We start from the raw sequence: 25,359 nt of genomic DNA, 5'->3' as shown, positions 1-25,359 counted from the left end.
CGGATGGTCGCCGCCACGTCGCCGAGGCCACCCGCGCGTGGACAGCATGCAGTCCCAATGGTCTAATATCGGCCCAAACGGGACCGTGGACGAGCGAATGGAGCCCCCCATGTTCGACGATCTCGACCTCGAAGTCCTGCGCCGGCGTCCGGGAGTGAAGTGGGCGGAAGCCGGGCCCGGCGTGCTGCCTGCCTGGATCGCCGACATGGACTTCCCGGTGCCGCCCCCGGTACGCGAAGCGCTGACGCGCGCCGTCGAGGTCGATCTGGGCTACCCCGCCTGGGACGACCAGCCATGGGCGAACCCGCTCAACGAGGCCTTCGCCGAACGGATGAAGCGGCTCCACGACTGGTCTCCGGACCCGTCACACGTCCACCACTTCACGGAGCTCATCCAGGCCCTGCAGGTCCTGCTGCACCTCACGACCCGACCTGGCGACGCCGTGGCCATGCACACGCCCGCCTACCCGCCGTTCATCAAGACGTTGACGGACATGGATCGCCGGCTCGTCCCCATTCCCATGGTCGACGACGACCACGGCTGGCGCTTCGACGCCGATCGGCTGGCCGAGGACGTCGCGCGGCACGGATGCCGGGCCATCATCCTGGTCAACCCGCACAATCCCACCGGGCGGGCGTTCAGCCGCGACGAACTCGCCAGGATCGCGGAGATCGCCGACCGGCACGACCTGCTCGTCATCTCCGACGAGATCCACTCCGACCTCGTGCACGACCCGCACCGCCACATCCCGTTCGCCGCGCTGGGGCCGGAGGCCGCCGCCCGCACGGTGACGCTGACCTCGGCCAGCAAGGCGTTCAACCTCGCCGGGTTGCGCTGCTCCGTCGCGCACGTCGGCGACGCCCGCGTCCGCCGGGCGTTGGCCGCCCAGCCGCCGCTGCTGTTCGGCGAGGTGAACTCCCTGGGCGTGCTGGCCACGCTGGCCGCCTGGAAGGACGGCGACGACTACCTCGCCGAGGTGCGCGCCACCCTTGCCCGAAACCGCGAACGGGTCGCCGCGTCACTGCCCACCGGGGTGCGTCACCACCTGCCCGATGCGACCTACCTGGCCTGGCTCGACTGCCGCGGCCTGGGCCTCGGCACCGACCCGGCTGCGTTCTTCCTGGAACAGGCGGGCGTCATGCTCAGCGGCGGCCCCGGCTTCGGTCCGGGTGCCGACGGCTTCACAAGGCTCAACTTCGCCACCTCCGAGCCGATCCTCGCCGAGATTCTGCGCCGCATGCGCGATGCCGTCGAACGGGCGTCCGACGGGGACCCGCTCAGCCGCTGACCTGGGTCAGCGGTGAGGGCGACGTCAGCATGCCGGGAGCCCTAGGACGAGACGACGATCCACGCCGTGGCGGCCCACGACCCGATGGAGATCGGTATGGCCCACCAGCCGACGGTGGGCCACACCACCCACAGATATCCGATCCAGGCAGCGACGTTGGCCATGATGCCGACCGAATCGGAGTCGGGGACCCAGACGCCCCAGATGATCCAGGAGACGACGAGGAAGGCGACGGTCCCCCCGATCACGCCGACGGGACCGATGTGGTCGAGCGGACCGGGATCATCGCGCTCCTGCGCCTCGGGCGACGGTGTCGCGGTGGCCACGTTGCCGGGCGGGCCGGCCGGCCGATTGCCCGCCTTGTCGTTCTGGAAGGCCAGGAACGCCACCACCAGGCCACAGATCGCCACAAGGAGACCGAGCACTGTGGCGATCTCGGCAATGACTGTCAGGCGCTTGCGCGGAGACCCTTCCATGCGACCTCGCCGTCCGCTCGGGTGCAGGCGTCAAGCGTACGCGGGCTCACCAGGGCCACGCCCGCGCACGCGGGGATCCGGCTGGATCCGGAGTTCACACCGGATAGCCCGGGGTGAACTCGACCGGCAGCGACTCCAGGCTGCGCATCTGGATCGACGACCGCCATTCCAGCGACTCGGGGGGCACCGCCAGCACCACATCGGGCAGCCGGTCCAGCAGCGTCTCCACCGCGATGTGCGCGATGACCTCCGCGAGCTCCGGCGCGGGATGCGGGCAGCCGTGCGCGCCGTAGCCGAACGACATGTGCGCGTGATTGCTCACCGACTCGCCGTAGAGGTCGGGGCGGACCTGGGGATCGAGGTTCGCGGCGGCCAGGCCGCAGACGAGGAGGTCGCCGGCCCGGATACGGCGGCCGCTGAGCTGGGTGTCCATGACCGGCCACCGCCCGATCGCGATCTGCCCGGGAGCCTCCTTCCACAGCACCTCGTTCAGCGCCTGACCGATGCTGCGCCGGCCGCCCGACAGCGTCATGGCGAACCGGTCGTCCGTCAGCATGAGCTGGATCGTGTTACCGATCCACGTGGCCGTCGGGTCGTGGGCCGCGGTCAGGGTCAGGAGCAGATCCTGGGTGAGCTCCTCGTCGGTGAGGCCGGCGGGGTGGGCGAGCAGCCGGGAGGGCATGTCGGGCCCCGGGTACATCCGTTTCGTCTCCAGCAGCCGGCTCATGACGGCCTGCACCCGCTGGTACGCCTCCATCGCGGCCGGCCCGCCGTTCAGCGTCGTGGCCACCTCCCCGACCAGCGCGCGGGTGTCCGGGTCCGGCAGGCCGAGCATCGACGCGAGGACGAGGAGCGGGATGGGGTTGGCGTACTGCGCCATCAGGTCCGCCCGGCCGGAGCCGATGAAGGTGTTGATCAGCCCTTCGGCGACCCGCTCGCAGCGTGCGCGCAGCTCGAACTGGTCGGCCGCGGCGAGCGCGTCGCTGACCGCGCCGGCCCGGCGCTCGTGCGCCGCGCCCACCTCGAACAGCATGGACGGCTGGTAGGCGACGTACGCGTTGAGAGGCCAGTCGGGCGGGATGTTCGGCCACTGGTTCCAGTGACGCGAGTCGCGGACGAACAGCTGGGGATTGCTGAGCACGTAGCGCAGCTCGCGGTAGCCGAGCACCAGCCAGCCGGGCACGTCGCCCTCCAGCAGGATCGGGACCACGGGACCCTGCTTGCGCATCTCCTCGAAGGCCCGGGCGGGATCGCGATGGTACTCCCTGCCGTACATGCGGAAGGCGCCGTCGAACGCGCTGCGGTCAGGCCCCGCCGGAGGGGCGGCGAACCAGTGGACGGGTTCGGGGGAATGCGTGGCGTCGGTCATGAGGTCACCTGCCGGACGGTGGACAGAGCATGGAGATGGTTGACGAGCGTGATGAGCACGGCTTTGCTGGACTCCCGCCGGCGCGCGTCACACGCGATCAGCGGCACGTCGCCGGAGAGGTCGAGCGCGTCGCGGATCTGGTCGAGCGAGTGCGTGGGCTCGCCGAACTGGTTGTGGGCCACGACGAACGGCGTGCCGTGGTGTTCGAGCCGGTCGATGGCGTACCACGAGTCGGCCAGGCGGCGCGTGTCCACCAGCACGACGGCGCCGAGCGTCCCGGTGAACAGCCGATCCCACAGGAACCAGAACCGCTCCTGGCCCGGGGCGCCGAACAGGTAGAGCACCAACTGCTCGTTCAGGCTGATCCGGCCGAAGTCGAACGCCACCGTGGTGGTGGACTTCGCCTCCACCCCGCGGGCGTCGTCGACCCCGATCCCCGCCCGCGACATGGTCTCCTCGGTGCTCAGCGGGCGGATCTCGCTGACCGACTTGACCATGGTCGTCTTTCCGACGCCGAACCCGCCGACGATCACGATCTTGAGCCCGGTGGTGGCGGAGCTCGGCAACGGCGTGCGCGCGAGCGGCTCAGAGGTTCTGGAGTCCAACGAGTACCTGCTTCAGCATGTCGGGATCGGGCAGACGCGTCTCGGCGGGCGCCGGACGCGGGTTCCGGGCGGTGATGCGTCCCGTGTCCAGCAGGTCGCACAGCAGGATGCACACGACGCTGACCGGCAGCCGTAACTCCGCCGCGATCTCCACGACCGCCGTCGGGCTCCTGCAGAGCCGGAGAATGCGGGCATGCTCGGACTGCATGCCGGGAGTCGGGTCGCACTCGCTCACGATCAGCGTGACCAGGTCGAAGGCGTCGTCCGTCACGCTGCTGCGCCCGCCGGTCACCATGTACAGGCGGTCCGGATTCTCGTCCTCCAGGCGCGGCGACATCAGAGCCGGCTGCTCTGCTGCGGTTCGCGGGGTGGGGCGGTCAGGTATTCGCCGATCTGCTCCACCAGTTCGTTCATGTTGTGGCCGATGACACCGGGATCGGCGTCCTCGCCGGCCACCACGGCCAGGTGCGCCCCCGCTCCGGCCTCCACGATGAACAGCAGCCCGCCGTGGAACTCCGTCATGGACTGGCGCAGGCCCCCCGTACCGTCGCCGAACTCGACGGACGCGCCGTACGACAGGCTCTGGATGCCGGAGGCGATCGCGGCGAGCTGGTCGGCGCGGTCGACGGAGAGCCCGGCGGTGTGGGAGAGGCGCAGGCCGTCGCGTGACAGCACCAGCGCGTACCTGGTCTGCGGAGTCCTCCCCAGGAGGTTCTCCAGCAGCCACGCGAGTTCCTGATCCGAGCTTTTCATCGAGGTCCGTCCTCACCAATCTGTCGTGCCCTGCTCGCCTGATGGAAGGCCGCGAACTTCGCCGCGGCGTCGGAAGCCGGCCGCGTGGACCTGCGTTCCTGGCCGCCAGCCGGTGGCGGCGGTGTGGATGCGGGTGTGGTGGCCGCGAACGTCTGCCCTCGGCGGCGTCGCGGCAGGCCGTGCAGTTCGCCGTCCGTTCCGGGGTCCGCCTGCGGTGTGGCCTGCTGATCGCGCCGGGCCGGCGGAGGGGAGGGTGCGACCCGCGGTGCCGGAGGGGTGTGGCTGATGAGCTGCTGCGGGATCATGACCACCACGCCGGTGCCGCCACGCGAGGACGGGCGGAAGGAAACCGTCAGACCGTGCTTGCGGGCCAGGCATCCGACGACCGCCAGCCCGAGCCGGGACCCGGACAGCGTCGTGAAGTCCAGCGGCTCGGCGGACACCGCGCGCTCCGCCCGGGCCAGCGCGGCCGGGCTCATCACCAGGCCGCAGTCCTCGATCGTGATCACGATTCCCGTGCTGACCTCTTCCACGTACACGTGGACCTCTTCGGTGGGCGGGGAGAAGCTGGTGGCGTTGTCCATCAGCTCCGCGAGGGCGTGCATGACCCCCTCCGCGGCGTGCCCCGCGATCGCGGCGGTGCTGACCGAGTGCACCCGGACCCGCTGGTAGGCGCTGATCCTGCCGATCGCCCCGCGCAGGATGCTCTCCATCACGATCGGCTTGGTCCAGCGCCGCCCTGATCTGGCCCCGGTCAGCAGGGCGATGCTGTCGGCGAGCCGGCCGGCCTGCGCGGTCGTGTGGTCCAGCTTGAGCAGGTCGCCCAGGGTGATCCGATCGTGGCGGTCCTCCATCTCGCGCAGGTCGGCCAGCATGCTGGTGGCCAGCGCCTGCACCCGCCCGGCGGCGCTGGCGCACGCGGCCGTGGTGGCGGCGCGTGCCCGCTGTTCCCTGCTGATCTCCTTGACGAAGACGTACAGCAGGTGCTGCTGGGCGGTGCTCGCCGGGCGGGGAGTGCCCGCGAGGACGGTCTCCGCCGACGCGCCTTCCCGGATGCGCGTCACGGTCCCGGGCATCGTCTCCGTGGCCAGCCGGATCAGCTCCGCGTCGCCCGCGGCGAGCCGGCTGCGCAACTGCCGGATCTGCCGGCTGCCGTAGGCCGCGAACGTGACCGCGCCGCACACCAGGACGGCCGCGACGCCGAGGGCCCACGCCAGGACAGGCCGAGCCGGGAGGGGAGCGGTGAGCACGGCCGTCAACGACGCGGCCCCCGTGACGGCGACCGCGGCCGCCAAGACCACCAGCGCTTCACCCAGCGGCGGGCGTGCCGCACGGTGGCTGGTGTGTACCTGTACTGACATCGATGAGCTCCTCGTCGGCGAGTGGAGCCCGGCCATCGTGAACGCGACGCGACCGGAGTCGAACGCGCGGCGACGACCTGTTCCGGCCGATCTCCTTGATCGCGGGGCGAGCGACAAAAGATCTTACAGGACTTTACTCTGCGTCATAAGGTCGCATCCCACCGCAACCCATCAGATCCTCCCGAAAGTCGACATGTTGATCAACCCTCAAGTACGGTGCCCTTCCTATCGCCTCAGGCAGAACGGGAGTCGGCTCTTCATGGCAGGTTCACTTCTCGACGGCAAAGCGACGTTGATCACGGGCGCCGGCTCGGGCATCGGAGCCGCGACGGCGATGGTGTTCGCCCGTCACGGGGCCAAGGTGGTGGTCGCCGACATCGACGAGGAAGGCGGCAGGCGCACGGCCGCCGAGGTGCAGGCCGCGGGCGGCGAAGCGGCCTTCGTGTGGGTGGACGTACGGCAGGCCGACGCGGTCAAGGACATGGTCGACTTCACGGTCGAGCGGTACGGCCGCCTGGACTGCGCGGTCAACAACGCCGGCGTGGACACGGCGGGCGACGGCCGGCTGCACGAGGTGGGCGAGGAAGCCTGGGACGCCTCGATCACGGTCAACCTCAAGGGCGTCTGGTGGTGCATGAAGCACGAACTCGCCCGCATGGTGGAGCAGGGCTCCGGCTCGATCGTCAACGTGGCCTCGGTGGCCGGGCTCGTCGGCATCGAAGCACCCTTCGTCTCGGCCTACGTCGCCGCGAAACACGGGGTGGTGGGGCTGACCAAGGCGGCCGCCCTGGAGTACGCGACCTCCGGGATCCGCGTGAACGCCGTATGCCCCGGCGCCGTCCGCACCCAGATGGTGGACGACCTCATCCAGCAGGGGATCATGACGCTGGAGCAGACGGCGGCCTACCACCCGGTCGGGCGGTACGCCAACCCTCCCGAGATCGGCGAGGCGATCGCCTGGCTCAGCTCCGACGCCGCCTCCTTCGTCACCGGCCTGCCGATGGCCGTGGACGGCGCCATGACGGCCCGATGACCCCGCCTGCGACACCGTCGCCGGTTGACCGGCGCGTCCCGGTGTCACCCCTCCGGAGGCGGGGTGAACCGGTTGACGTACCAGGCGGCGATCTGTGCGCGTGAGGTGAAGCCGAGCTTGTCCAGGATGTGCTTCACATGGCCTTCGGCCGTGCGCTGGGAGATGACCAGCCGGGCCGCGATGTCCCTGTTGCGCATGCCTTCCGCGACCAGACCGGCCACCTGAACCTCCCGTGGGGTCAGCACCGGCTGCGACAGCGCGGGCGCCGGTGGGGCGGGGGGCGCGGAGTCCGCCTGCGGCTCGGCCGGCTCCTGCAAGGCGTAGCCGATGGCCTCGTTGAAGTCGAAGCTCGCGCCCTCGTCGACAGCCCTGCGGTAGTCCTTGTCGCCGAGACGGGCGATCAGCGACGACTCCGCGGCACGGTGGGCGTCGTCGTAGGGGCGAAAGCCGCCCAGCGACACTTCCAGCAGGCGTCGCATCATGTCGGCGGCGCCGATCAGGCGCGCGGCGGGCACGTCGCGCCCCTGCGCGGCGAGGACCCAGGCGAGCGTTTCGACGAACCAGGCCGGGCTGTAGCGGTAGCCGACCGACCGTTCGAGGCGCAGGCTGGACCGGAACATCGAGGCCGCCTGCACCAGGTCGCCGGCGGACCAGTGCCCGATGCCGGCGGCCCACATCGCCAGCGCGATCTCGCCCCGCGAGCCCGCCGCCTCGGCGATCTCGCGGCTGCGCGCCAGCCAGGACCCGGCGCGCGGATCTCCGGCGAAGACGGCGGCCAGGGCCAGGTAGAACGTCGGAAGAAACGGATCGCGCAGAATCCCGTCCTCAGCGACCTCGCCCGTGCCGTGCTCGTACCAGTCCAGGGCCGGTTCGAGCAGGTCCATCGCGCCCCGGTAGTCACCCTTCATCAGCGTCAGCCGGCCTGACAGGAACCTCGTGATCGCCTTCGGCCCCTGGCGCTCGCTGCCGTCGGCGAGCAGCCGGCACTCCTTGAGCAGCGACTGCGCGGTGTCGATCCGGCCCTGCATGAGAGCGAAGAACGTGCCCACGGTCAGCACGCTGAAGCGTTCCCGCCCGGTGAGCTGCCGGCATTGGAGCAGCCGGTCGACCCAGTGGCGGGCTTCGGACGGACCGCCGAAGAGACTCCAGTAGCCATCCAGCGACGTGAAGATCCGTACCGCCCTCTCGGGGTGGAGGTCTTCACGGAGGCAGTGGTCCAGCGCGGCCCGCAGGTTCGGCATCTCGGGGACGACCGTGGTGAAGCACTCCACCTGGTTCGAGCCGTACCAGTCGGCCCTGTGACGCTCGGCCAGGCCCTGGTAGTACTCGGCGTGCCGGCGTCGCGTCGCCGGCGTCGCCTCGCTCTTGTTCAGCCGGTCCTGACCGTACTGTCGCAGGGTCTCCAGGATCCGGTAGCGGGGCCGGGCGCCGCCGGTCTCCCTGATCACGATCGACTTCTCGGTCAGCCCGGCCAGCAGCGGCAGGACGTCCTCGCGGGCGAGCGGCGCGGCCGAGCAGACCTCCTCCGCCGCTGCCAGGTCGAAGCCGCCGGCGAACACCGACAGCCGGGCCCACATGATCTGTTCCTGCGTGGAGCACAGTTCGAAGCTCCACGCGACCGCCGCGCTCAGCGTCTGGTGGCGCGGCAGGGCGGTGCGGTAGCCCCGGGTCAGGAAGCGCAGGCGGTGGCCCAGCCTGTTGATGATCTGATCCAGCGACAGGACCCGCAGCCACACCGCGGCAAGCTCGATCGCCAGCGGAATGCCGTCGAGCAGGCGGCACAGCCGCGCCGCCGCCACATGCTGCGCGGCGATGTCGACCTCCGGCGCGATGTTCTTGGCCCGCTCCGCCAGCAGCGCCAGGGCGTCGTAACGCAGGACGTCGCTCCGGGTGACCTGGTCGTCGGGGTCGGGGAAGGACAGCGGCGTCACGATGAACGGCGTCTCGCCCGGCACTCCCAGCGCCTCGCGACTGGTGGCCAGCAGCCGCACCTCGGGTGCCGCGCCGAGCAGGGTGCCGGCCAGCGAAGCGCAGGCCTCCACCAGATGCTCGCAGTTGTCCAGCACCAGGAGCATCCGCTTGTTCCGCAGATGGTCGATCATGCTCTCGGTCGACGGTTGCGGCATCTCCTCCTGCAGCCCCAGAGCCTCCGCGACGGCCACCGCGAGCAACTGCTCGTCCTGCAGAGAGGCCAGCTCGACCAGCCACACCCCGTCGGGGAAGGCCCGCTGCACGTGGGCCGCCACATGGGTCGCCAGGCGCGTCTTGCCCACACCGGCCGTGCCTGTCAGGGTCACCAACCGAGTGGTGGACAGCAGGCTCTTGATCGCGCCGATCTCACGCTTGCGACCGATGATCGTGTTGGTTTCGGCAGGGAGGTGAGGAGTGAGCTGTTCGGCTACCAATCGACCCATGAGGCCGACTATCTGCCCTGGACCCGCCCGGCCGTAACCGGCCCGCAGTCGAGGTGTGGCATAGGTATCACCAAGGAACGGTCAGCGCGGGTTGAGGATCTCGACGACCCGCATGAACCCGTCGGTGTCGTGCCCGAGGCCGATGGCGCGGCGGGCCAGGCCCTCGGCGGCGCGCATCACGCTCGCGTCGATGCCATGCCCCTCGGAGGTGTGGACGATGTGGGCCATGGTCGACACCGTCGAGGTGATCGGGTTGCCGTCGCCGGGATACCTGCCGTTGTCCACGTCCTCCATGCCCTCCCCGAAGAGCGGCGGCAGGATCGCGGCGATGCCCTGAGCGAACGGCGCCAGTTCCTGGGCGGTGATGCCTTCCGCCCGGGCCACGGCCAGCGCGTGGGCGTAGCCCGCCATCGCCGTCCAGAAGATGTCGAGCAGCGCGATGTCGTACGCGGCCGCGCGGCCGATCTCGGCGCCCAGGTGGGTGTGGGTGCCGCCCAGGGCGTCCAGCACCGGCCGGTGCTCCTGGTAGAGCTGCTCCGGGCCGCTGTAGAGGAACACGGCGGCCGGCGTTCCGATGGTGGTGGTCGGTGTCATGATCGCGCCGTCCAGGTACTGGATGCCGTGGGCGGCCGTCCAAGCCGCGGCGTCGCGGGCCCGGTCGGGGGTGTCGGCGGTCAGGTTCACCACCGCGCGGCCCTTCAACGCGGCGGTGACCGCCTCGCGCCGTACGACGGCGTCGGCCGCGTCGTAGTTCACGACGCAGATCACGGTCAACGGGCTCGCGGCCACGGCCGCTTCCGGCGTCTCGGCGCGTACCGCGCCCCGCGCGACGAGTTCCTGGTCCCTGCCCGGTGTCCGGTTCCACACGGTGGTCGTCAGACCGGCGTCCAGAAAGGCGCCCGCCAGGGCCCGCCCCATCGGCCCCATACCGAGTACGGTGACGGCGGACTGTCCGAAATTCGACACCATGCTGCAACTCCTGAAGACTTCGATGACTGATGGAAGGAATGAGGATGACGCGCAGCCGTGCTCAGGACCCGAACGTCTGCGGAGTGACCGCCGCGGTCGCCGTGATCGACGGCAAGTGGAAGACGCTGGTGCTCTGGCTCCTGGAGGACAGGCCGTACCGGCCCGGGGAGCTGCGCCGACAGGTGCCGGGCCTCACCGAGAAGGTGCTGACCCAGACCCTGCGGGAGATGGAGGACGACGGACTCGTCCAGCGGGAGGTACACGAGGTGCGGCCGCTGAAGACCGTGTACTCCCTGACGGCGTTCGGCCGTGAGCTCTGCGAAGCACTTGAGCCCGTCTCCGCCTGGGGTTACCGCCGCCTGGAGAAACTGGCCCAGGTCCAGCAGGCCTCCTGATCACATCGCCCGACTTCTCCCTCCGAACGGCTCCTGCGGCCGCCTGGACCAAGCTTCGAGCCATCCGGGCAAGGCCGGCAAGTACCCACAAAAAGGTGGCCTTGCTTGCGCCGTCCGCGCATGCCCCGCGGACGATCAGGACAGCGCTGAGACCTGCTCCGGCCCGTCGTGGGAGGGGGCGGGCGGGACAGGAGCGGGGCGGCGTCGGGTCAGCGCCCGCGGCCGGCGACGATGCCGGTGTAGGAGCCGATCACCTTGACCTGGGCGGGCTCGGCGGTCTTCGGTGGGATGTACGCGGCCACCTGCAGCAAGTCGCCGACCGTCATGTACGTGTAGTACTTGCCGGGCAGGATGCCGTTGTCCTTCTGGAAGACGTAGTTGCGCTGCGAGCTCTGGATGACGTCGTAGCGCTTGGTCCGCTGGAGCGTGGTGAAGACGAGCGCGCCGCCGTCGGCGGTGCGCAGCGCGTAGGAGGGGTACTCGGTCGCCGGGTTGACGTCCTCGGTGAGCCGGGCGTAGCGCCTCATCTTGATCCGGTTCGTGGCGGCGTTGGTGGTGAGGACGTCGGCCGCGAATCGGCTCCTGGTGGCGGTCGAGCCCTTGCCCATCAGATGGTCGGCGTAGTCCCCGGCGAAGTCCGCGGGCGACATCAGCAGGCCTGTCGCGTCCGCCTGGTCCACTTCGGTGGCCGCGCCGGCGGCATCGGTCTGGAGCTTCGGCACGTCATCGGCGGTGAGGTTCTCGAAGACGTCGGGAGCGTACATCTGCCGCCAGGCGCCCCGGTCGCGGGCGAACACCAGGTAGGTCGGATCCTCGGCGGTCTTGCTCCTGCCCTTCCAGTACACGCTCGCCAGGAACCACTGCCGCGTGGCCGGCGCCACGAACGTGGGCCTGACGTAGCTGAACGGTGTGTACTCGTCGTCGCCCAGCTTGCGCTGGGAGAGGTAGGCGGCCTTGTCGATGGCGAGGCTGGAGCCGCCCTCGTAGGTGGCGAGCAGGTCGTCGCTCAGGGCCTCGTTGGCCGCGTTGTTGCGCTTGATGTAGTCCTTGAGCACCGATTGGGCCATCGGGGCGAGGGCCGACGCCGAGGGCTTCGGTGTGGCGGTGGCGGCGGGCGTCGCCTGCCCCTGTTCCGCCGTCCGGTTCAGCCCCGGCAGGAACGAGCAGCCCGCCACCAAGCATCCGGCCAGCACGCCACCGGCCACACGTCCCCACTGCCGCACTTCACACACCTCACAGAATGGCCCTTCAAAGCGCCCAAAACTACCAATAGCGGTCTCGTTGCCTGGCCGGAACCCCTTGATTGCCGTACCGGAGGCGGCGAATCCGAGGTGGGGAGGGCGGCCCGGTACGCGCCCGGCCGGTAGCGGGCACCCGCATCAGGCTCTGTCCCCTGCGCGACAGCCCGCTGATCGACTTCAACGGTCAAGGCGGTGATGATGTCACTCATGAGGCCACAAGACTTCGACGACCTTGGCAGCATGGTGACCCATTCGAGCCACGCGCTCTCGGGCGCCGAGCTCTCCGACGTGGCTCACGCGGTGACGGGGGAGGCCGCCCGGCTGCAGGCGGACCTCGCCGCCCTCGGCGACCGCTGGGGCGGCGGTGAGGTGGGCGCCACGATCGGCAGGCTCGACGGAGCCGTGCTGAGGTTGCTGCTCGACCGGTGTGCCGACCTGGCCGAGCTGCACCAGGCCGACTCCGGCAAGGTCATGGCCAGGTCGGCGTTCCATCGCGAAGCCGAGCTCGACAACATGACCGCCGTCGAGCCGGGCGCACTGGACGTCTGACCGTCCTCATGAGCCCTTTCTCATGAGTCGCCTCTCACGAGTCATCGGGGTTCCACGTCGGTCTCTTCGCCCGCTGCCAGGCCTCGACCTGTCTGGCGGTCTCCGAGGCGTCGTCCGCCGCCACCTGCGCCCGCCTCGCCGCCCCGGGGTCGGGCGAGAAGTGCCGGGCGATCTCTTCGGCACGTGACTGCGGCTGCGCCGGCGCGGCGGATGGGGCCGGAGTGCCCCTCGCGGGCGTGGCGGTCGTGCCGGGCGACGGGACGGCGCGGGCCGCCCGCCGCCTCGCCAGAAGCGCCGCCGCCCGCTCGAACAGCCAGCGGCAGATCCCGCTCAGCAGCCGTAACGTCGTGCGCAGGAGGAAGCCGATGAGCGCTCTCGTGCCCTCGATGGCGGCCCTGGAGATGGCGGCTCCCGCCATCCCGAAGAAGCCCGCGGCCCTCAGCTTCATGATCAGGGCAACGGCGGCCGCGACGAGCGACACCTTCAGCGCCGCCCAGAGAAAGCTCGCCGAGACGTGGCCGCCGGCGGTGGCCAGCGCGGCCCGGACGATGTCCCTGGTCTGCGCCCGGGCACCCTCGTCGCCCGCCACGCCGGCCCGCATGGCCGCCACGCCGGCGCCGGCGTTGTCAGCTCCGACGCGTCCGACCGCTCCGTCCGCCCGTTCGTTCTCCCACCGCAGGGTGTCGACGAAGGAGATCAACCGTCGCCCGGACGCCAGCAACCGCTCGGAGTCCAGGTCAGGCACGGACAGGCCCGTCAACGCAAGGGCCAGCTGGACCTGGCCCGGTAACTGAAGGCCCACTAGACACTCCAAGATCGACGTAGACGCGATCTTACTGACGCTACCGGCAGGTGGTGAGGGAAGGATGCAGACCAAGTGGCGACCCTCTTGCTTCCGTCCCCGGCGATTCCGCCGCGCTCGGCGTTGCCCCTGTTGACCCTGGCGGCGTCTGAGCGCGCTCACGATTCCGTACGCAAATCGATACTGCGGGCTGCGCCGCGCAGGCCCGTTCGTTCAGCTCGCGGTGAAGTTCTCGCCCACCTCGCGTTGGAGGTTGGTCAAGGCGTCGTCCACCAGGGCGTCCACGTCCGCGTGGGCGTCGTCGGGTACCGTCACGCCGACCTCGACGCGGGCCGCGCCGGCGCCCGCCTGCCCGACCTCCAGCCATCCGCGTGCTTCCGGGCCGTCCTCGGCGTGCCATTCGACGCGCATCCGCTCGGCGTCCCTGGACACCGCCAGGCGCGCCTCTCCTTCGCGGGAGTCGAGCCGCCAGCGGGCCAGGACCAGCCCGTCGTCCTGACGCTCGGTGGTGACGTCGGTCGGCAGCCAACGGCGCAGCCGGTCCAGATCGCCGGCGGTGTTGTAGACGACCTCGGCCAGGGCCGCCACCTCGCGGGCGGCTCGGTACTCCTTCATCACGGTCCTTCGCGGTAGGCGTGCGGGGGTGCGGTCAGCGTGCGTCCGGGTCCTCGTCCGCCGCGTCGCGGCCGCCGGTGAGATCGCTTGCTGTCTGGCCGGACTCGGCGAGCGCCGCCTCCATGGCGGCCCGCCCGGCCGGGCGGGGTCCGGTGTTGTCGTCGCGGGCCGTCCGCCGGGTCTCCTCGGCCGGGGATTCGAGCAGGGGCGAGGTGTCGGTCTTCGGCGCGCTTTCGTCAGGTGTGCTCATGACGTCCGTGCTACCCGTCCGCACGGGAGTTACCACCTGCGGGTCTTCCGCGTGGCGTGGTGGGGGGGCGTGGGCCGTGACGGCTTCGGCAGTGGCGAGGCTCAGCTGGTCGTCGCCCCTTTTCGGCGGATCCTGATCGTACGCATGTCCGTCACCGCGACCTGCAAGATCTCGTGCGCATACCCGTACGCCTCCAGCGCGGCCATCGCCTGTAGGGCGGCATCGTCCTCGTCGTCGTCTGGCCCGGCGGGCACCTGGCAGCGGAAGGTGAAGGTCGATACGCTCGCGTCGTGAGTGAACGTGCCCGCTTCGGTGTAGGCGGCGCCGCTCCCCGTTGTCACGGCGGCCCGGCCGGCGTCGTCGAGCCCCTTGAACTTGCCTCTGATCGTCACTCTGAACACGGTCGTTCCTCTCGTACGGCATAGCCCAGGACTCGTTCACCGAGCAGGCTCTCCACGGTGTCCAGCAGTTCGAGGACGGCCTCGGCGATCGCGTCGGGGCGCTCGCCCGCCGTCGTTCGCCTGCCGATCTCGGTCATGACCAGTGCGTGCAGGCAGCCGAGGTGCCAGGCGACCGCGCGTGGCAGCGGATCGTGCTCGGATGCGTGAGTCTCCTCGGCGAGCGCAACCGTCAGCGCGTCCGTCATCTGGCGGCCGAGGTCCTCCAGCCGGGCGGACAGCGTGGGCGCGGCTCGCATCATCTCCAGCACCCTGCCGAATCCGGCGCTCAGCCCGACGCGGCGCTCGCGGCCGCGCACCTCCTCCCGAAGGCATGCCAGCACCGCGCCCGCCGCGGACTCGCCAGGCCGACGCTGCCGCACGATGTCGGCCAGCCGCTGCGGGGAGGCCTCCTCCGGCGGCAGGACAAGATCCTCCTTGGACTCGAAGTAGTTGTAGACGGTGTTGACCGACACCTCGGCGGCCGACGCGACCTCGGCGATCGTCACGCTCTCGAAGCCGCGCTCCACGAACAGGCCGATGGCCACTTCGGAGATTCGCTGCCGAGTTTGCCGCTTCTTGCGCTCCCGCAGTCCTTCCCGCATGAGGGAAGTCTACTGCAAAATTTAAGTCAACTACATTTTTGCAATGTACTGCAGTTCGGTGCCGCGACGGTCCGGTCAACGGGTCACGGGAGGCGGCGGGTGTTCGGCGCGCACGCCCGGTCGGTGAAACGCCGGATCAGCGTGGGCGGGTGAGGGCGGCCTCGGCGAGATCCGTCCACGTCGGGGCCGAGGAGTGGGGCACGACCACCCAGTCCTTCACCAGCCTGCCGTGCCCCGAGGGGTCGAACAGGGACGCCCCGGGCAGCTTGAGCGCGGCCGTGTGCTCGGGGGTGCCCCTGACCAGCCGGAACACCATCGCGCCGTCGCGCTGCAGGCTCGCGAACACCTTCCCCGCCTGGTCCTTGAGCGCGGGACGCCCCATCATCGTGGAGATCCGTACACCCAGGTCGGCCAGTTCGGCGCCGACCTGCTTGAAATCCTCTTCGGCGCTCATGCGTAGGTCGGTTCCCATTCCGGGGCGGGGCGGCGGTACGGCGATCAGGCTAGTCGTCCCGACAGCACTGATCAAGGTCGGGTGCGGTAAGCGCCGGCCGCCGAACTCCCGGCGGCACCGGGAGTTCGGCTGGTGTCGCGCGTCCGGGACGGCGGGGGAGACGGTCAGGGACTGGTCGCCACGGTGGCGATCACGGCGCGGGAGCCGACGTGCGCGAGGCGCGCTTCGGCGTCGACGAGGCCTGCCCGGGCGGCGAAGGACAGCGCGTCGTCGACGGTGTCCGGGATCGGCACGTCGGAGGCGACCAGCGCGGCGAACGCGCCGCTGGGCCGGAACTGCGAGGCGACCGGGAGGGTGAACCCGGCCCGGCCCCCGGGACGCAGGGCACGACGCCAGTCGGACAGTGCCTCAGCACCGAGGAAGTGCAGCGACGACGAGCAGAGGACCAGGTCGAGCGAGGCGTCGGGCACGGGCAGCGGGACGGCCTGGCCCACCCGCCAGTCGATCGCCGCGGCCAGACCGGACCTCTCGGCGCGGTCACGGCCGACGGCGACCATGCCGGGGGAGATGTCCACGGCGAGGACGGGGGTGCTGACACCCGTCCGGGCGAGCGCGAGCGCGACGGCGCCGTTGCCGCAGGCGACGTCGGCGGCTCTGTCGCCCGGGGCGGGCCGGACCAGGTCGAGCAGCAGGCGGGCGACCTCGTCGTGGTGGTCGTTGTCGTAACCGCCGGCCAGCTCGTCGAAGGCCTGCGCCATCTGGGGAGGGTTCGTCACACGTCGATTATCGGGCACCGGGAGCGGTCGGGCCGCTGCGCAGGTCTCGCACCATCGACACCGCACAGCGGCGGCACAGCGGCGGACAGCCCTGATCACCGCTCGGATGAGCGAACCGGTCACGAATCGAGAAGCGCCGGGCACGGGCCTGCTCGTAGCGTGACCCGCATGTGCATCATCCGCGCACACATCGAAGGAGACAAGGCATGAAGGCGCACGTCAGCTCCATCCTCCTCGGCGTTCGGGACATGGACCGGGCCAAGCGGTTCTACACGGAGGGGCTCGGCTGGAAGATCAAGAACGACTACGGCATCTCGGTGTTCTTCGAGTCGGACGGAGCCTCGCCCGTCGGCTTCTACGGCCGCGACGGCCTGGCCGACCAGGTGGGCGCGACGTCCGAGGGCAGTGGCTTCAGCGGGCTGGTCCTCACCTACGTGGTCCGTAGCGAGACGCGCGTGGACGAGATCATCGCGCAGGCCGAGAAGGCCGGGGCCACGGTACTCAAGCCCGCCGGCGCGCTGCCGTGGGGCGGGTACGGCGGCACCTTCGCGGACCCGGACGGCTACATCTGGAGCCTCGGCTACAGCGCCCAGGGAGAGGACCAGCCCTACGCGGAGTAGCCGGTGAGGAGGCGGATGCCGGCAGTTCGCGGGCGTCCCGTGCGGGAGCCGCCCCTGGGCCACAGGTGACCTCCGCGGGGGCCCGTCACGACGGTTCCGGCGACTTCTCCGTCACGGTCCGGGTGGTCGAATCGACCCGGCGGACCCGTCCGTCCGGGGCGAACGTGGCGAAGAGACAGACCTCGATCTCCAGCGTCTTGTCCTTACGGGTGCGGACCCGCAGGGTGTAGCGGGCGGCGGCACGCTCACCCTGGATGACGGTGTCGTGCACCTGGAGGTGCAGCTCGCGGGCGTTCTTGCGGGCGGGCGCGGCGTGGGCGATGAGCCGGTCGCGGTCGAGGGTGACGCCGTCGTTGCGGTAGGTGATGTCGGGAGTGTAGTAGCGGTCGACGACCTGCGCCGCGTCCTCGGTGCCGAGGCCCAGTTCCCTGGGGAGACGGGTCAGGAAGTCGTGGAAAGCGCGGTCCAGCATCTCTCTCCAGTGTCGTGTCAGCGATACGGGGTGGCCGTCCGTCGTCCGGGTGCGCTGCGCCTCCCGCGCCGGTCGCGGAGCAGGGGCCGTGGACAGCGGCGCGAACGCTTCGACGGGTCGGACGAGCACGTCGGGATCTCCTGGGGGACGGAGAAGGTGTCACCTCATGGTGAGATCGTCGCCGTGCAGGGCCCCCGCGGTCGTCCTCCCCGAGGAGGCTTTCCGCGCTACCGCGTGGAGAGCAGACGCGGCGACGATCACTGCGCGGGGAGCAGTGCGGATCTCAGCCTGCGCTGCCCGGTGACTCGGCACCGCCCCTGGGGGAGATGTTCAGGGTCGGGTGCCGTCACCGGACGGCGGGATGTTGTGGTTGACGCGGAAGACCTGGTGGGGGTCGTACTCCGCCTTCAGCGCGGCCAGCCTCCGGTAGTCGGCCTCGGTGTAGGCCCGGCTGACCCGCTCGGGAGCCGAGTCGGGGTCGAACAGGAACCCGGGGAGCATGGCGCCGGTGTCCCACCGCCGGAGCCGCTCCAGCACCTCGTCGGCGGCCTGCTCGGCCGGCGCCGGCATCCGCATCCACAGGTGGAAGGCCGCGCCCTGGGTGCTGACCGGGTGCGGGCGGCGGGGCGGCCGGTTCAGCGCTCCGCCCAGGTGACGTAGCTCGATGCCGGGCAACGGCCCCTCGGGCGCCGCCGGGTCGATGAACGAGACCAGTTCCGCCACGGCCTCGGCGTCCGGTTCGCGCAACAGCGCGCTGCGCAGGTGCGCCATGACCGGGTGCTTGGGGTCCTGGTGGATCTCGGTGATCTGCGGGTACGGCATGGCGCCGCAGCCGTCCTTCTCGGGGCCGAGCGCGCGCAACGGCTCCACCAGCCGCGCGCCCTGTTCCTCGGTCCCCGTGAAGACCACCCGGACCTGCACGAGGGAACGGCCACGGAACTCCTCGGGCAGCTGCGGCGCGTCAGGCAGGCGCAGCAGTGTCACCGAGGACGACATCTCCTCCGGCTGCTCCCTGGCCCAGGCCAGGTAGGAGCCGAGCACGTGGGCGGCCTGCCGGGGGTCCTCGCCCGGGTAGGTGAGCTCACCACCGTAGACGGTGCGCAGCGGCAGCAGTTCGATCTCGGCCGCGACCACGACACCGAAGTTGCTCTTGCCGCCCCGCACCGCCCAGAAGAGGTCGGGCTCCTGGGTGGGCGAGACGGTGCGGAGCAGGCCGTCGGCGGTGACGACGTCGAGCGATCGGACGTGGTCGGCGGCGAAGCCGTGGGTGCGGGCGGTCAGCGGCAGGCCGCCGCCCGTCAGGTAGCCCATGACCCCGACCTGGCCGGAGGAGCCGCACAGCGGTGCGAGGCCGTGCTGGGCCGCCGCGGCGAGCACCTCGTCCCAGCGCAGCCCGGCTCCGATCCTCGCGGTGCCGGCACGCGGGTCCACCGACAGCTCCCGCAGCTCCCCGGTGGCGATGAACACGGCTCCGTCGGCGGGCACCGACTTGCCGTGCCCGGTCGACTGCACGGCGACGGGGCGTCCCGTTTCCGTCGCGAACCGGACGGCGGCGGCCACGTCATCGGCGTCGGCGGCGACCACGACCGCCGCTGGCCGGTGCTCGACCGTCAGCAGCCAGCCGGAGCAGGCCTCCTCGAAGCCCTCGTCGCCGGGGAGGAGCGTGCGCCCCCGGATCGGCGCCCGCAGGTTCGCCACGTCGTGCCGGGCCGCCCGCCCGCCGGTGGACGTCGCCGAGGTGGTGTGCATGCCGTCGGGGGTGCCCCTCCTGACCGTGCCGGTCCCGCGATGTGCGGCCCGCGGGGGAGTCCGCGGCGCGTCGGCCGCGGAGTTCGTGTCTGCCATGTGAGTCGCTCCAGGGTCGTTTCTGTTGGCAGCGCCAACGTTGGTCGGTCCAACAATATAGGTTATCGTTGGTCGTGCCAACCATTTGTTAGATTGCCCCCGTGGAGAACGCACCGGCGCGACTGCGCGCCCTGCCGAGCCGGCTGATCAACCACGTGGCGCTGGTCGCCAACCGGGTCGTGGACCGCGCCCTGGCCGAGGCCGACGCCCGGCGCTACCACTACGCGCTGCTGGCGGCGCTGGAGGAGTTCGGCCCGGCCAGCCAGGCGGCGCTCGGCCGCCGCACCACCATCGACCGCAGCGACATCGTGGCGGCCGTCAACGAACTGGCCGAGCGGAACCTGGTACGCCGCGAGCCCGACCCGGACGACAAGCGCCGCAACATCGTGACCATCACCACGGCCGGTGCCCGGCACCTGGCGCAGCTCGACCGCCTCCTCGCCGAGGCTCAGGACGAGTTCCTCGCCCCGCTGAGCGCCGTCGACCGGCGGCGGCTGGTGGACCTGCTCAGCCGCCTGATCCCCGAGGAGACCCCGCCGATGCCGCACCCCCGGACGGCCGACCGGCCCGACCGCTGAGCGGCAGCCTGTCCGGCCGGGCACCCCACGCCGCACGTCGGGTGGCGCGCGGCTCGCCCCCACCGCGTCGTGGCCCGCCACCAGGGCGGGCTAGTCCCAGCACTGCCGGCGGCCGAAGACGGTGTTCCTGGACTCAAGACCGGGGGCGGGCTTGTTGGTGATGAGCCGGACGCCGGTGTCGGTGTAGCCCGACGCCTTCACCCCCGACTCGGCGTACTCGACGACGGCCCGGACGCCCATCTCGGCCATCTTCAGCGGGTACTGCTGCGCGGTGGCCGCGATCTGGCCGATCTCCACGGCCTGCACCCCGACACAGCCGCCGTCGACCGACACGATGAGCACCCCCTTCTCCAGGCCCCTGGCCCTGAGGGCGGCGTAGGCGCCGAAAGCGATGGGCTCGTTGGCGGTGTACACCACGTTGATGTCCGGACTTCTCCGCAGACAGTCGTGCATCATGATCCGGCTCATGACGCGGTCGCCGTACGTGTCGCGGGAGCACACGATCGAGGGGTCGCGCTCGGCGATGCCGAAGCCCTGCAGGAAGCCGGCGTGCCGGAGCCGGCTCGGGGAGCTGCCGGGCGAGGTGTCGAGGGTGGCGATCCTGGCCGGCCTGTCGCCCATCATGGCCTTGGCGTACAGGCCGATCAGCCGGCCGGCCTTGAGGTTGTCGGTGGCGAGCAGGGCGTCGGTGGCGTTCTGCGGCTTGGTCGGCGAGTCCAGCGCGATGACGAGGACCCCGGCCTCCCGGGCCTTCTTGATGGACGGGACGATCGCCGCCGCGTCGTTCGGCGTGATCAGGATGCCCTTGACGCCCGCCGCCACCATGTCCTTGATGGCGGCGGCCTGGGTGGCGTTGTCGCCGTTGAACCTGCCGGCCGCGGTCAGCAGGGTGACGCTCTGGGCCGTGGCCATGGCCTGCGCGCCCTGCCTCATCGTGACGAAGAACGGGTTCGTCTCCGTCTTGGTGATCAACCCGACCTTGATCTCGGGTGCCCCGGCCTCACGGACGGCGGCGGGGCCGCAGGCGGCCAGAGCCGTCGCCGCGGCCACCGCGCAGACCGTGAGCCGGGCGGCGCGTACGATGCGGCGCACGACCGGCTCCCCGGTCAACCGGTTGATCGTCGTGCTCGCACGAGGTTCGCCTGACCGCATCCTCGACATCCGTGAGAGTTGCCTTTCCCGTGCCAGGATGGGGGACGCCTCTCCCGAACGCTTCCATGTCGGGGCAAGGACTTGGCAAAACGGTGCGATCAGCCCGTCACGGGGTGTCCGGGGCTCGGCCGTCGTCCTTTGTGAGCGCGGCACGGTGCGGAACTCCCTGAAGGGTTAAAATCCCAGAAGTTGGGCATTCGGAACAGCTTGCCGGATGGGTGCAGGGCTGTGAGGCGAAGATGACGATCGGCATGGCGGGCTGGGACGAGCAGCCGGATCTCGTCGTCCTGCCCGCATGGGAGGCATCGGAGTGAGCAGCGTCCACGTCCATGACGGCCGGCCGCGCACCGGCAGCCGGCGCCTGGTCCACCAGGGTCTGATCTACGACAGTGACGAGCAGTTCCTCGACGCCACCGTTCCCTTCTGCCTGGACGGGTTGGAGCAGCAGGACGCGGTCCTGGCGGTCACCAGCCCCTCCAACATCGGCCTCCTGCGCCAGGCACTGGGCGGGGCGGCGGGCCAGGTGGAGTTCGTCGCGTCGAAGGACTGGTACGAGGCCCCGGGGCGGACCCTGGCCGCCTACTACCACTACGTGGACCAGCGCACCGCCGCGGGCCCGCACCGGCGGGTGCGGGTCGTCGGTGAGCCGGTGTGGCACGGTCGCGATCAGGTGGCGAGCGCCGAATGGACGCGCTACGAGGCGGCGATCAACGTGGCCTTCGCCGCCTGCCCGGCCTGGATCGTGTGCCCGTACGACAGCAGGCTGCTCCCGCGGCAGATCGTCGAGGACGCCCGGCGTACCCATCCCCAACTGGTGACGGGCACCACCGTCGAGCACAGCGGACACTACGCCGACCCCGCCTCGTCCGACGGAGCGTGGGACCGCGAGCCGGCCGCCGCTCCCGGCGACGGAACGGCGCCGGCCATGTCCTTCGACGCCGACCTGGCGGCGCTGCGCGCCTTCGTGCGCACCGCGGCAGCCGCGCTCAAGGTGCCGCCCGACGTGGTCCAGCGGCTGGTCTCCGCGGCCAACGAGGTGGCCACCAACGCCGTCCGGCACGGCGGCGGCAGCGGCCGGGTGAAGCTGTGGCGCGCCGGGCGCCGGGTCGTCTGCGAGGTCGCCGACGGCGGCGAGGAGACCGGCGCCCGCTGGTGGCTGGGCTACCTGCCGCCCGATCCGGCGCAGCCGCACGGGCATGGCCTGTGGGTCGTGCGCCAGCTCTGCGACCTGGTCGAGATCCATCCCGGGCCGTCCGGGACCACCGTCCGCCTGCACCTGGATCTCTGACGCGTCGCCCTCCGTTTCAGGAGGTCCTGGACGGATTGATGGTGAAATAAGGTATCAAGCCGAGCTTTGGCGGCACTTCCAGTAGTTTGCGGACGAGCTTGCCGTCGAAGCCCACGACCTGGAGCTCGATCCGGGACCCGTTGTCCCGCTCCCAGCAGTACAGATGCGTCTCGTCGTACCAGCCGAGCACCGTGTCGCAGTCCGAGGAGAACCGGCGGACCTGTCTGCCGGTGCGGGTGTCCCAGAGGCAGTGGTCGCCTCGATGGCCGCGCGGGCAGTCGGTGACGAACGTCCTGCCGGAGGGCGAGAAGATGTCCACCACGTCGGCCGGTACCGGCCCGACGTCCGGCACGTCGCGCGTGGCCCTGCCGGCGGCGTCGAAGAAACGCAGGCCCTCGTCCGCGCCGTAGACGCTCACCACGCCCTCCTCGTCGCCGTCCCAGCCGAACTCGCCGTCCCGGATCGAGCTGTCGTCCACGTCGATCACGCGCGCCTTGCTCCGGGCCACGTCGCGCCGGTCGACGTCGATGACGGCGAAGCCCAGGGCGGTCCATTCGTCCTCGCCTCCCTTGGTCTCGGTCCTCCTGTTGACATCGAGCAGAATCTTCGAGCCGTCCTTCGACCACGCGCGGAGCAGGCTTTCCAGCGGCTTGCGCACGGTCTTGACGCGGAAGCTGGCTCCCGCCTCCCGGTCGGTGACGAGGATCGAGTCGTAGCCGTCGGCGGTGTAGTCCTCGTGCCGTCCCGCGAGATAGCGGCCGTCGGGGGAGACCAGCGACTCCAGGTTGCCGGCGTGCTTCTCGAACGGGCCCCGCAGGGACTGCCTGGCGTAGTCGACGTGCTCGTCGGCGCTCTTGCTGTAGATCTCGTACGCGGTCAGGATGATCGGATCGGACGGGTGCTCGTAGAGGACGGCCGAGCCGCCGGGCAGTCCGGTCCTGACGGGCACGGCCGGGGCCCGCGGCGGCGAAGTCGTCCCCTCCGCGGTCGCGACCGCGGATCGCGTCGGATCGCCCCCGGGCGGAACCCGCCGCAGCCCTTCGGCCACCGCCACCCCGGCCACCACGAGAAGCACGGTGATCGAGGCCCCTATGACGACCCGCTTACGTCGCGACCCGGGGCGGTCCACCCGCGGAACACCGCTCGGAGCCGCCTGCCTGGTCCCCTCCTTCAGGAGGTCGGAGCTGGGCACCGGGTGCCGCAGCAGGCGCATGATCACCTCTTCGGCCGTCGGCCGCTGCGCCGGATCCTTGGCCAGGCACTGCCGGACCACCTCACGTAGCGGCCCGTCGAGCAGGCCGAGGTCGGGTGGATCACGCAGCACCCTGCTCATCACCGCGTGCGTCGTGTCGCCGCCGAACGGCGCGTGCCCGCAGGAGGCGAAGACCATCGTGCCGGCCCAGGAGAACATGTCGGTCGCGGGTCCGACCGCGTGCCCCATGATCTGTTCGGGAGACATGTACGACGGGGTGCCGATCTGCGTGCTGCTCGTCATGGGGACAGGGCCCAGCGGCCGCGCGATGCCGAAATCGATCACCCGAGGCCCGTCGGCGGCGATGATGACGTTGCTCGGTTTGAAGTCCCGATGCACCACCTTGGCCTCCTGGATCGCGGCCAGCGCGGTGGCGGTGCCGATGGCCAGCCGGTCCAGTGCCGCGCCGGAGCGCGGGCCCTCGTCCTCCACGACTCTGTGCAGGGTGGGCCCCTCGACGAACTCGCTCATGATGTACGGCCGGTTCGCCTCGACACCCGTGCTGAGCACGGCCGCGGTGCAGAACGGCGCCACCCGCTGCGCGAGCTGCGCCTCGCGAAGGAAGCGCTCGACGCTCTCCTCGTCGGACCGGTCGCCGCGCAGCCACTTGACGACCACGTGCGCGCCCATCGGAGTCGTGGCCAGGTAGACGACGCCCTGCCCGCCCTCGCCCAGCCTGCCGAGAAGCTTCAGGCCGCCCAGCTCGCGGGGGTCGCCGGGCAGGAGCGGCATGGAGGATGGCATGGCGTGATTATGGCCCTCCGGAGAGTATCCGCGGGATCTTACTTGACGATATTTCTGACGGGACCATGCTGGTGTCAAGAGCGCCGCCGTGGCCTCGGGCGCGTAGGAGAGGATCGCGAACATGGCGTGGACGGCGCGTACGTCCTCGAAGGTCGACGTCTTCCCGAAGGGGCACGACAGCCTCGACGAGCTCCCCCCGGCCGCCCCTGGCACCCTGGTCGTCCGAGGCGCCAACGGCGGCATCCGCGTCGCACCCGACGCCGGATTCGACGTGGTGTTCGGGCGTTGCGAGCCGGACGTGCACGTCTGCGTCGGCCCCGACGACCCGCACGTCAGCCGGCGGCACGGACACATCACGCGCGAGCAGTCGCGGTGGGTGCTGTACAACACCGGCAGGCTGCCCATCCGTTTTCCCGGGGCACGGCTGGTGCTCGCCGGGCACCGGGCACCGTTGCCGGTGGCGCACACGCCGCTGTTCATCGTCGCCCCCGAGCGGGAACACCTCCTCGAAGTACGGATCGTCGCGAGGACACCGGGCGCGAGCCCTGCGCACCGCCACGAGGCCGACACCCGTGACCCGGCCGGGTGGCGGCTGAGCCCCGCCGAGCGCCTGGTCCTGGTCTGCCTCGCCCAGCGATACCTGCGCTCGGAGCCCTGGCCCCAGCCGCTGACGTGGGCGCAGGTCGCCGACGAGCTCGGTCGTCTCCACCCGGGCGACCCGTGGACCGCCAAACGCGCCGCGCACGTCGTCACCCAGGTCCGCAAGCGGCTCAGCGCCAAGGTGCCCGGGCTCCTGGAGGAGGAGCATCCACCGCCGCTGGGCAACGCGCTCAACCACCACCTGATCACGGAGTTGCTCGCCACCACCACGATCGGGCCGCCGGACCTGCGGCTGCTCGACGAACCGGGCCCCACGCCGCCCGGCCCTCGGTGACGGACGGGCGATGCCGCTCGGGCCGGACGATCCCGGGACCCCTCCCGGACCGGGGCCGGTAGAAAGGCTTCACCCCCGCGGC

At 71.0% G+C, this 25,359-nt stretch carries 28 protein-coding genes; 8 read left to right on the top strand and 20 right to left on the bottom strand.

Annotated elements, in window-relative coordinates; genetic code table 11:
* Positions 1-109: 109 nt before the first annotated feature.
* Complete coding sequence (locus ACGF0J_RS28005) at positions 110-1,288, top strand: MalY/PatB family protein (protein ID WP_393150320.1); 1,179 nt, start codon at positions 110-112, stop codon at positions 1,286-1,288.
* A 41-nt stretch (positions 1,289-1,329) separates the two neighbouring features.
* On the opposite strand, the gene ACGF0J_RS28000 is transcribed toward ACGF0J_RS28005, so the two are convergent.
* The 6 genes from ACGF0J_RS28000 to ACGF0J_RS27975 form a co-directional block, all read right to left on the bottom strand.
* Positions 1,330-1,713 carry a hypothetical protein gene (locus tag ACGF0J_RS28000; protein WP_393150318.1) on the bottom strand — a complete coding sequence of 128 codons (384 nt, stop codon included), beginning with the start codon at positions 1,711-1,713 and terminating at the stop codon, positions 1,330-1,332.
* A 145-nt stretch (positions 1,714-1,858) separates the two neighbouring features.
* Positions 1,859-3,133, bottom strand: coding sequence for a cytochrome P450 (locus ACGF0J_RS27995; protein ID WP_393150317.1), 1,275 nt, complete (start codon positions 3,131-3,133; stop codon positions 1,859-1,861).
* Positions 3,130-3,738 carry an ATP/GTP-binding protein gene (locus tag ACGF0J_RS27990; protein ID WP_393150315.1) on the bottom strand — a complete coding sequence of 203 codons (609 nt, stop codon included), beginning with the start codon at positions 3,736-3,738 and terminating at the stop codon, positions 3,130-3,132. Before ACGF0J_RS27990 ends, ACGF0J_RS27995 begins: the two co-directional genes overlap by 4 nt.
* Positions 3,719-4,075: a DUF742 domain-containing protein gene (locus ACGF0J_RS27985; protein ID WP_393150313.1), complete on the bottom strand. Its 357-nt coding sequence runs from the start codon at positions 4,073-4,075 to the stop codon at positions 3,719-3,721. The genes ACGF0J_RS27990 and ACGF0J_RS27985 overlap by 20 nt, the downstream gene beginning before the upstream one ends.
* Positions 4,075-4,491: a roadblock/LC7 domain-containing protein gene (locus tag ACGF0J_RS27980; protein WP_393150311.1), complete on the bottom strand. Its 417-nt coding sequence runs from the start codon at positions 4,489-4,491 to the stop codon at positions 4,075-4,077. Before ACGF0J_RS27980 ends, ACGF0J_RS27985 begins: the two co-directional genes overlap by 1 nt.
* A complete protein-coding gene (locus ACGF0J_RS27975; RefSeq protein ID WP_393150309.1) occupies positions 4,488-5,852 on the bottom strand; it encodes an ATP-binding protein in 1,365 nt (454 codons plus the stop codon). Before ACGF0J_RS27975 ends, ACGF0J_RS27980 begins: the two co-directional genes overlap by 4 nt.
* 259 nt (positions 5,853-6,111) lie before the next feature.
* Between ACGF0J_RS27975 and ACGF0J_RS27970 the strand changes: the two genes are divergently transcribed.
* Entirely contained in the window at positions 6,112-6,885 is a 774-nt protein-coding gene (locus ACGF0J_RS27970; RefSeq protein ID WP_393150307.1) for a glucose 1-dehydrogenase, read from the top strand.
* Between the two features lie 44 nt (positions 6,886-6,929).
* Here ACGF0J_RS27970 and ACGF0J_RS27965 read toward each other — a convergent pair whose 3' ends face one another.
* Both ACGF0J_RS27965 and ACGF0J_RS27960 read right to left on the bottom strand, forming a co-directional pair.
* Positions 6,930-9,299, bottom strand: coding sequence for an ATP-binding protein (locus ACGF0J_RS27965; protein WP_393150305.1), 2,370 nt, complete (start codon positions 9,297-9,299; stop codon positions 6,930-6,932).
* An 81-nt stretch (positions 9,300-9,380) separates the two neighbouring features.
* Positions 9,381-10,268 carry an NAD(P)-dependent oxidoreductase gene (locus ACGF0J_RS27960; protein ID WP_393150303.1) on the bottom strand — a complete coding sequence of 296 codons (888 nt, stop codon included), beginning with the start codon at positions 10,266-10,268 and terminating at the stop codon, positions 9,381-9,383.
* Positions 10,269-10,312: 44 nt separating this feature from the next.
* Between ACGF0J_RS27960 and ACGF0J_RS27955 the strand changes: the two genes are divergently transcribed.
* On the top strand, positions 10,313-10,663 hold the full coding sequence (locus ACGF0J_RS27955) for a winged helix-turn-helix transcriptional regulator (protein ID WP_393150301.1): 351 nt from the start codon (positions 10,313-10,315) through the stop codon (positions 10,661-10,663).
* A gap of 209 nt (positions 10,664-10,872) precedes the next feature.
* Here the strand turns inward: ACGF0J_RS27955 and ACGF0J_RS27950 are convergent, their stop codons facing one another.
* The gene (locus ACGF0J_RS27950; protein ID WP_393150299.1) at positions 10,873-11,886 is read right to left on the bottom strand and encodes a hypothetical protein; all 1,014 of its coding nucleotides are present in this window, start codon (positions 11,884-11,886) and stop codon (positions 10,873-10,875) included.
* Positions 11,887-12,111: 225 nt separating this feature from the next.
* On the opposite strand from ACGF0J_RS27950, the gene ACGF0J_RS27945 reads away from it, so the two are divergent.
* Positions 12,112-12,453, top strand: a complete 342-nt coding sequence (locus tag ACGF0J_RS27945) for a hypothetical protein (protein WP_393150297.1) — start codon at positions 12,112-12,114, stop codon at positions 12,451-12,453.
* 34 nt (positions 12,454-12,487) lie between these two features.
* Here the strand turns inward: ACGF0J_RS27945 and ACGF0J_RS27940 are convergent, their stop codons facing one another.
* The 7 genes from ACGF0J_RS27940 to ACGF0J_RS27910 all read right to left on the bottom strand — a co-directional run bounded on the left by ACGF0J_RS27940 (position 12,488) and on the right by ACGF0J_RS27910 (position 16,392).
* Positions 12,488-13,198 (bottom strand): hypothetical protein, encoded by a 711-nt coding sequence (locus ACGF0J_RS27940; RefSeq protein WP_393150295.1) that lies wholly within the window; start codon positions 13,196-13,198, stop codon positions 12,488-12,490.
* Between the two features lie 270 nt (positions 13,199-13,468).
* Positions 13,469-13,870, bottom strand: a complete 402-nt coding sequence (locus ACGF0J_RS27935) for a hypothetical protein (protein WP_393150293.1) — start codon at positions 13,868-13,870, stop codon at positions 13,469-13,471.
* Between the two features lie 34 nt (positions 13,871-13,904).
* A complete protein-coding gene (locus ACGF0J_RS27930) occupies positions 13,905-14,120 on the bottom strand; it encodes a hypothetical protein (protein WP_393150291.1) in 216 nt (71 codons plus the stop codon).
* Positions 14,121-14,221: 101 nt separating this feature from the next.
* Positions 14,222-14,521, bottom strand: a complete 300-nt coding sequence (locus ACGF0J_RS27925; RefSeq protein WP_393150289.1) for a DUF6204 family protein — start codon at positions 14,519-14,521, stop codon at positions 14,222-14,224.
* Positions 14,509-15,162, bottom strand: a complete 654-nt coding sequence (locus ACGF0J_RS27920; protein ID WP_393150287.1) for a TetR/AcrR family transcriptional regulator — start codon at positions 15,160-15,162, stop codon at positions 14,509-14,511. The genes ACGF0J_RS27925 and ACGF0J_RS27920 overlap by 13 nt, the downstream gene beginning before the upstream one ends.
* A 136-nt stretch (positions 15,163-15,298) precedes the next feature.
* Complete coding sequence (locus ACGF0J_RS27915) at positions 15,299-15,616, bottom strand: hypothetical protein (protein WP_393150285.1); 318 nt, start codon at positions 15,614-15,616, stop codon at positions 15,299-15,301.
* A 164-nt stretch (positions 15,617-15,780) separates the two neighbouring features.
* Positions 15,781-16,392, bottom strand: a complete 612-nt coding sequence (locus ACGF0J_RS27910; protein WP_393150283.1) for a class I SAM-dependent methyltransferase — start codon at positions 16,390-16,392, stop codon at positions 15,781-15,783.
* Positions 16,393-16,598: 206 nt separating this feature from the next.
* Between ACGF0J_RS27910 and ACGF0J_RS27905 the strand changes: the two genes are divergently transcribed.
* Entirely contained in the window at positions 16,599-17,012 is a 414-nt protein-coding gene (locus tag ACGF0J_RS27905; RefSeq protein ID WP_393150281.1) for a VOC family protein, read from the top strand.
* Positions 17,013-17,097: 85 nt separating this feature from the next.
* Here ACGF0J_RS27905 and ACGF0J_RS27900 read toward each other — a convergent pair whose 3' ends face one another.
* Together ACGF0J_RS27900 and ACGF0J_RS27895 are read right to left on the bottom strand one after the other, a co-directional pair.
* A complete protein-coding gene (locus tag ACGF0J_RS27900) occupies positions 17,098-17,484 on the bottom strand; it encodes a nuclear transport factor 2 family protein (protein WP_393150279.1) in 387 nt (128 codons plus the stop codon).
* A 330-nt stretch (positions 17,485-17,814) separates the two neighbouring features.
* On the bottom strand, positions 17,815-19,329 hold the full coding sequence (locus ACGF0J_RS27895) for an FAD-binding oxidoreductase (RefSeq protein ID WP_393150277.1): 1,515 nt from the start codon (positions 19,327-19,329) through the stop codon (positions 17,815-17,817).
* Positions 19,330-19,430: 101 nt separating this feature from the next.
* Between ACGF0J_RS27895 and ACGF0J_RS27890 the strand changes: the two genes are divergently transcribed.
* Positions 19,431-19,907 (top strand): MarR family winged helix-turn-helix transcriptional regulator, encoded by a 477-nt coding sequence (locus ACGF0J_RS27890; protein WP_393150275.1) that lies wholly within the window; start codon positions 19,431-19,433, stop codon positions 19,905-19,907.
* A gap of 90 nt (positions 19,908-19,997) precedes the next feature.
* On the opposite strand, the gene ACGF0J_RS27885 is transcribed toward ACGF0J_RS27890, so the two are convergent.
* Positions 19,998-20,999 (bottom strand): substrate-binding domain-containing protein, encoded by a 1,002-nt coding sequence (locus ACGF0J_RS27885; RefSeq protein WP_393150273.1) that lies wholly within the window; start codon positions 20,997-20,999, stop codon positions 19,998-20,000.
* Between the two features lie 355 nt (positions 21,000-21,354).
* On the opposite strand from ACGF0J_RS27885, the gene ACGF0J_RS27880 reads away from it, so the two are divergent.
* Positions 21,355-22,347: an anti-sigma factor RsbA family regulatory protein gene (locus ACGF0J_RS27880; protein ID WP_393150271.1), complete on the top strand. Its 993-nt coding sequence runs from the start codon at positions 21,355-21,357 to the stop codon at positions 22,345-22,347.
* Positions 22,348-22,363: 16 nt separating this feature from the next.
* Here the strand turns inward: ACGF0J_RS27880 and ACGF0J_RS27875 are convergent, their stop codons facing one another.
* Positions 22,364-24,343: a serine/threonine protein kinase gene (locus tag ACGF0J_RS27875; protein ID WP_393150269.1), complete on the bottom strand. Its 1,980-nt coding sequence runs from the start codon at positions 24,341-24,343 to the stop codon at positions 22,364-22,366.
* A gap of 121 nt (positions 24,344-24,464) precedes the next feature.
* On the opposite strand from ACGF0J_RS27875, the gene ACGF0J_RS27870 reads away from it, so the two are divergent.
* Entirely contained in the window at positions 24,465-25,277 is an 813-nt protein-coding gene (locus ACGF0J_RS27870) for a hypothetical protein (RefSeq protein ID WP_393150267.1), read from the top strand.
* Positions 25,278-25,359 lie beyond the last annotated feature (82 nt).

It is taken from the genome of Nonomuraea sp. NPDC047897, from assembly GCF_043204415.1.
Classification (GTDB): Bacteria; Actinomycetota; Actinomycetes; order Streptosporangiales; family Streptosporangiaceae; genus Nonomuraea.
Note: the sequence above shows the minus strand (reverse complement) of the source record. Positions and strands in the feature narration are given on the sequence as shown.

What these genes read in the sequence shown, in the direction of transcription:
- ACGF0J_RS27905 (WP_393150281.1), top strand. Translation starts at nt 16,599, where the DNA reads ATGAAGGCGCACGTCAGCTCCATCCTCCTCGGCGTTCGGGACATGGAC.
- ACGF0J_RS27880 (WP_393150271.1), top strand. Translation starts at nt 21,355, where the DNA reads ATGGGAGGCATCGGAGTGAGCAGCGTCCACGTCCATGACGGCCGGCCG.
- ACGF0J_RS28005 (WP_393150320.1), top strand. Translation starts at nt 110, where the DNA reads ATGTTCGACGATCTCGACCTCGAAGTCCTGCGCCGGCGTCCGGGAGTG.
- ACGF0J_RS27895 (WP_393150277.1), bottom strand. Translation starts at nt 19,329, where the DNA reads ATGGCAGACACGAACTCCGCGGCCGACGCGCCGCGGACTCCCCCGCGG.
- ACGF0J_RS27930 (WP_393150291.1), bottom strand. Translation starts at nt 14,120, where the DNA reads ATGAGCACACCTGACGAAAGCGCGCCGAAGACCGACACCTCGCCCCTG.
- ACGF0J_RS27900 (WP_393150279.1), bottom strand. Translation starts at nt 17,484, where the DNA reads ATGCTGGACCGCGCTTTCCACGACTTCCTGACCCGTCTCCCCAGGGAA.
- ACGF0J_RS27935 (WP_393150293.1), bottom strand. Translation starts at nt 13,870, where the DNA reads ATGAAGGAGTACCGAGCCGCCCGCGAGGTGGCGGCCCTGGCCGAGGTC.
- ACGF0J_RS27945 (WP_393150297.1), top strand. Translation starts at nt 12,112, where the DNA reads ATGAGGCCACAAGACTTCGACGACCTTGGCAGCATGGTGACCCATTCG.
- ACGF0J_RS27970 (WP_393150307.1), top strand. Translation starts at nt 6,112, where the DNA reads ATGGCAGGTTCACTTCTCGACGGCAAAGCGACGTTGATCACGGGCGCC.
- ACGF0J_RS27980 (WP_393150311.1), bottom strand. Translation starts at nt 4,491, where the DNA reads ATGAAAAGCTCGGATCAGGAACTCGCGTGGCTGCTGGAGAACCTCCTG.
- ACGF0J_RS27875 (WP_393150269.1), bottom strand. Translation starts at nt 24,343, where the DNA reads ATGCCATCCTCCATGCCGCTCCTGCCCGGCGACCCCCGCGAGCTGGGC.
- ACGF0J_RS27870 (WP_393150267.1), top strand. Translation starts at nt 24,465, where the DNA reads ATGGCGTGGACGGCGCGTACGTCCTCGAAGGTCGACGTCTTCCCGAAG.
- ACGF0J_RS27975 (WP_393150309.1), bottom strand. Translation starts at nt 5,852, where the DNA reads ATGTCAGTACAGGTACACACCAGCCACCGTGCGGCACGCCCGCCGCTG.
- ACGF0J_RS27995 (WP_393150317.1), bottom strand. Translation starts at nt 3,133, where the DNA reads ATGACCGACGCCACGCATTCCCCCGAACCCGTCCACTGGTTCGCCGCC.
- ACGF0J_RS27985 (WP_393150313.1), bottom strand. Translation starts at nt 4,075, where the DNA reads ATGTCGCCGCGCCTGGAGGACGAGAATCCGGACCGCCTGTACATGGTG.
- ACGF0J_RS27920 (WP_393150287.1), bottom strand. Translation starts at nt 15,162, where the DNA reads ATGCGGGAAGGACTGCGGGAGCGCAAGAAGCGGCAAACTCGGCAGCGA.
- ACGF0J_RS27965 (WP_393150305.1), bottom strand. Translation starts at nt 9,299, where the DNA reads ATGGGTCGATTGGTAGCCGAACAGCTCACTCCTCACCTCCCTGCCGAA.
- ACGF0J_RS27915 (WP_393150285.1), bottom strand. Translation starts at nt 15,616, where the DNA reads ATGAGCGCCGAAGAGGATTTCAAGCAGGTCGGCGCCGAACTGGCCGAC.
- ACGF0J_RS27960 (WP_393150303.1), bottom strand. Translation starts at nt 10,268, where the DNA reads ATGGTGTCGAATTTCGGACAGTCCGCCGTCACCGTACTCGGTATGGGG.
- ACGF0J_RS27955 (WP_393150301.1), top strand. Translation starts at nt 10,313, where the DNA reads ATGACGCGCAGCCGTGCTCAGGACCCGAACGTCTGCGGAGTGACCGCC.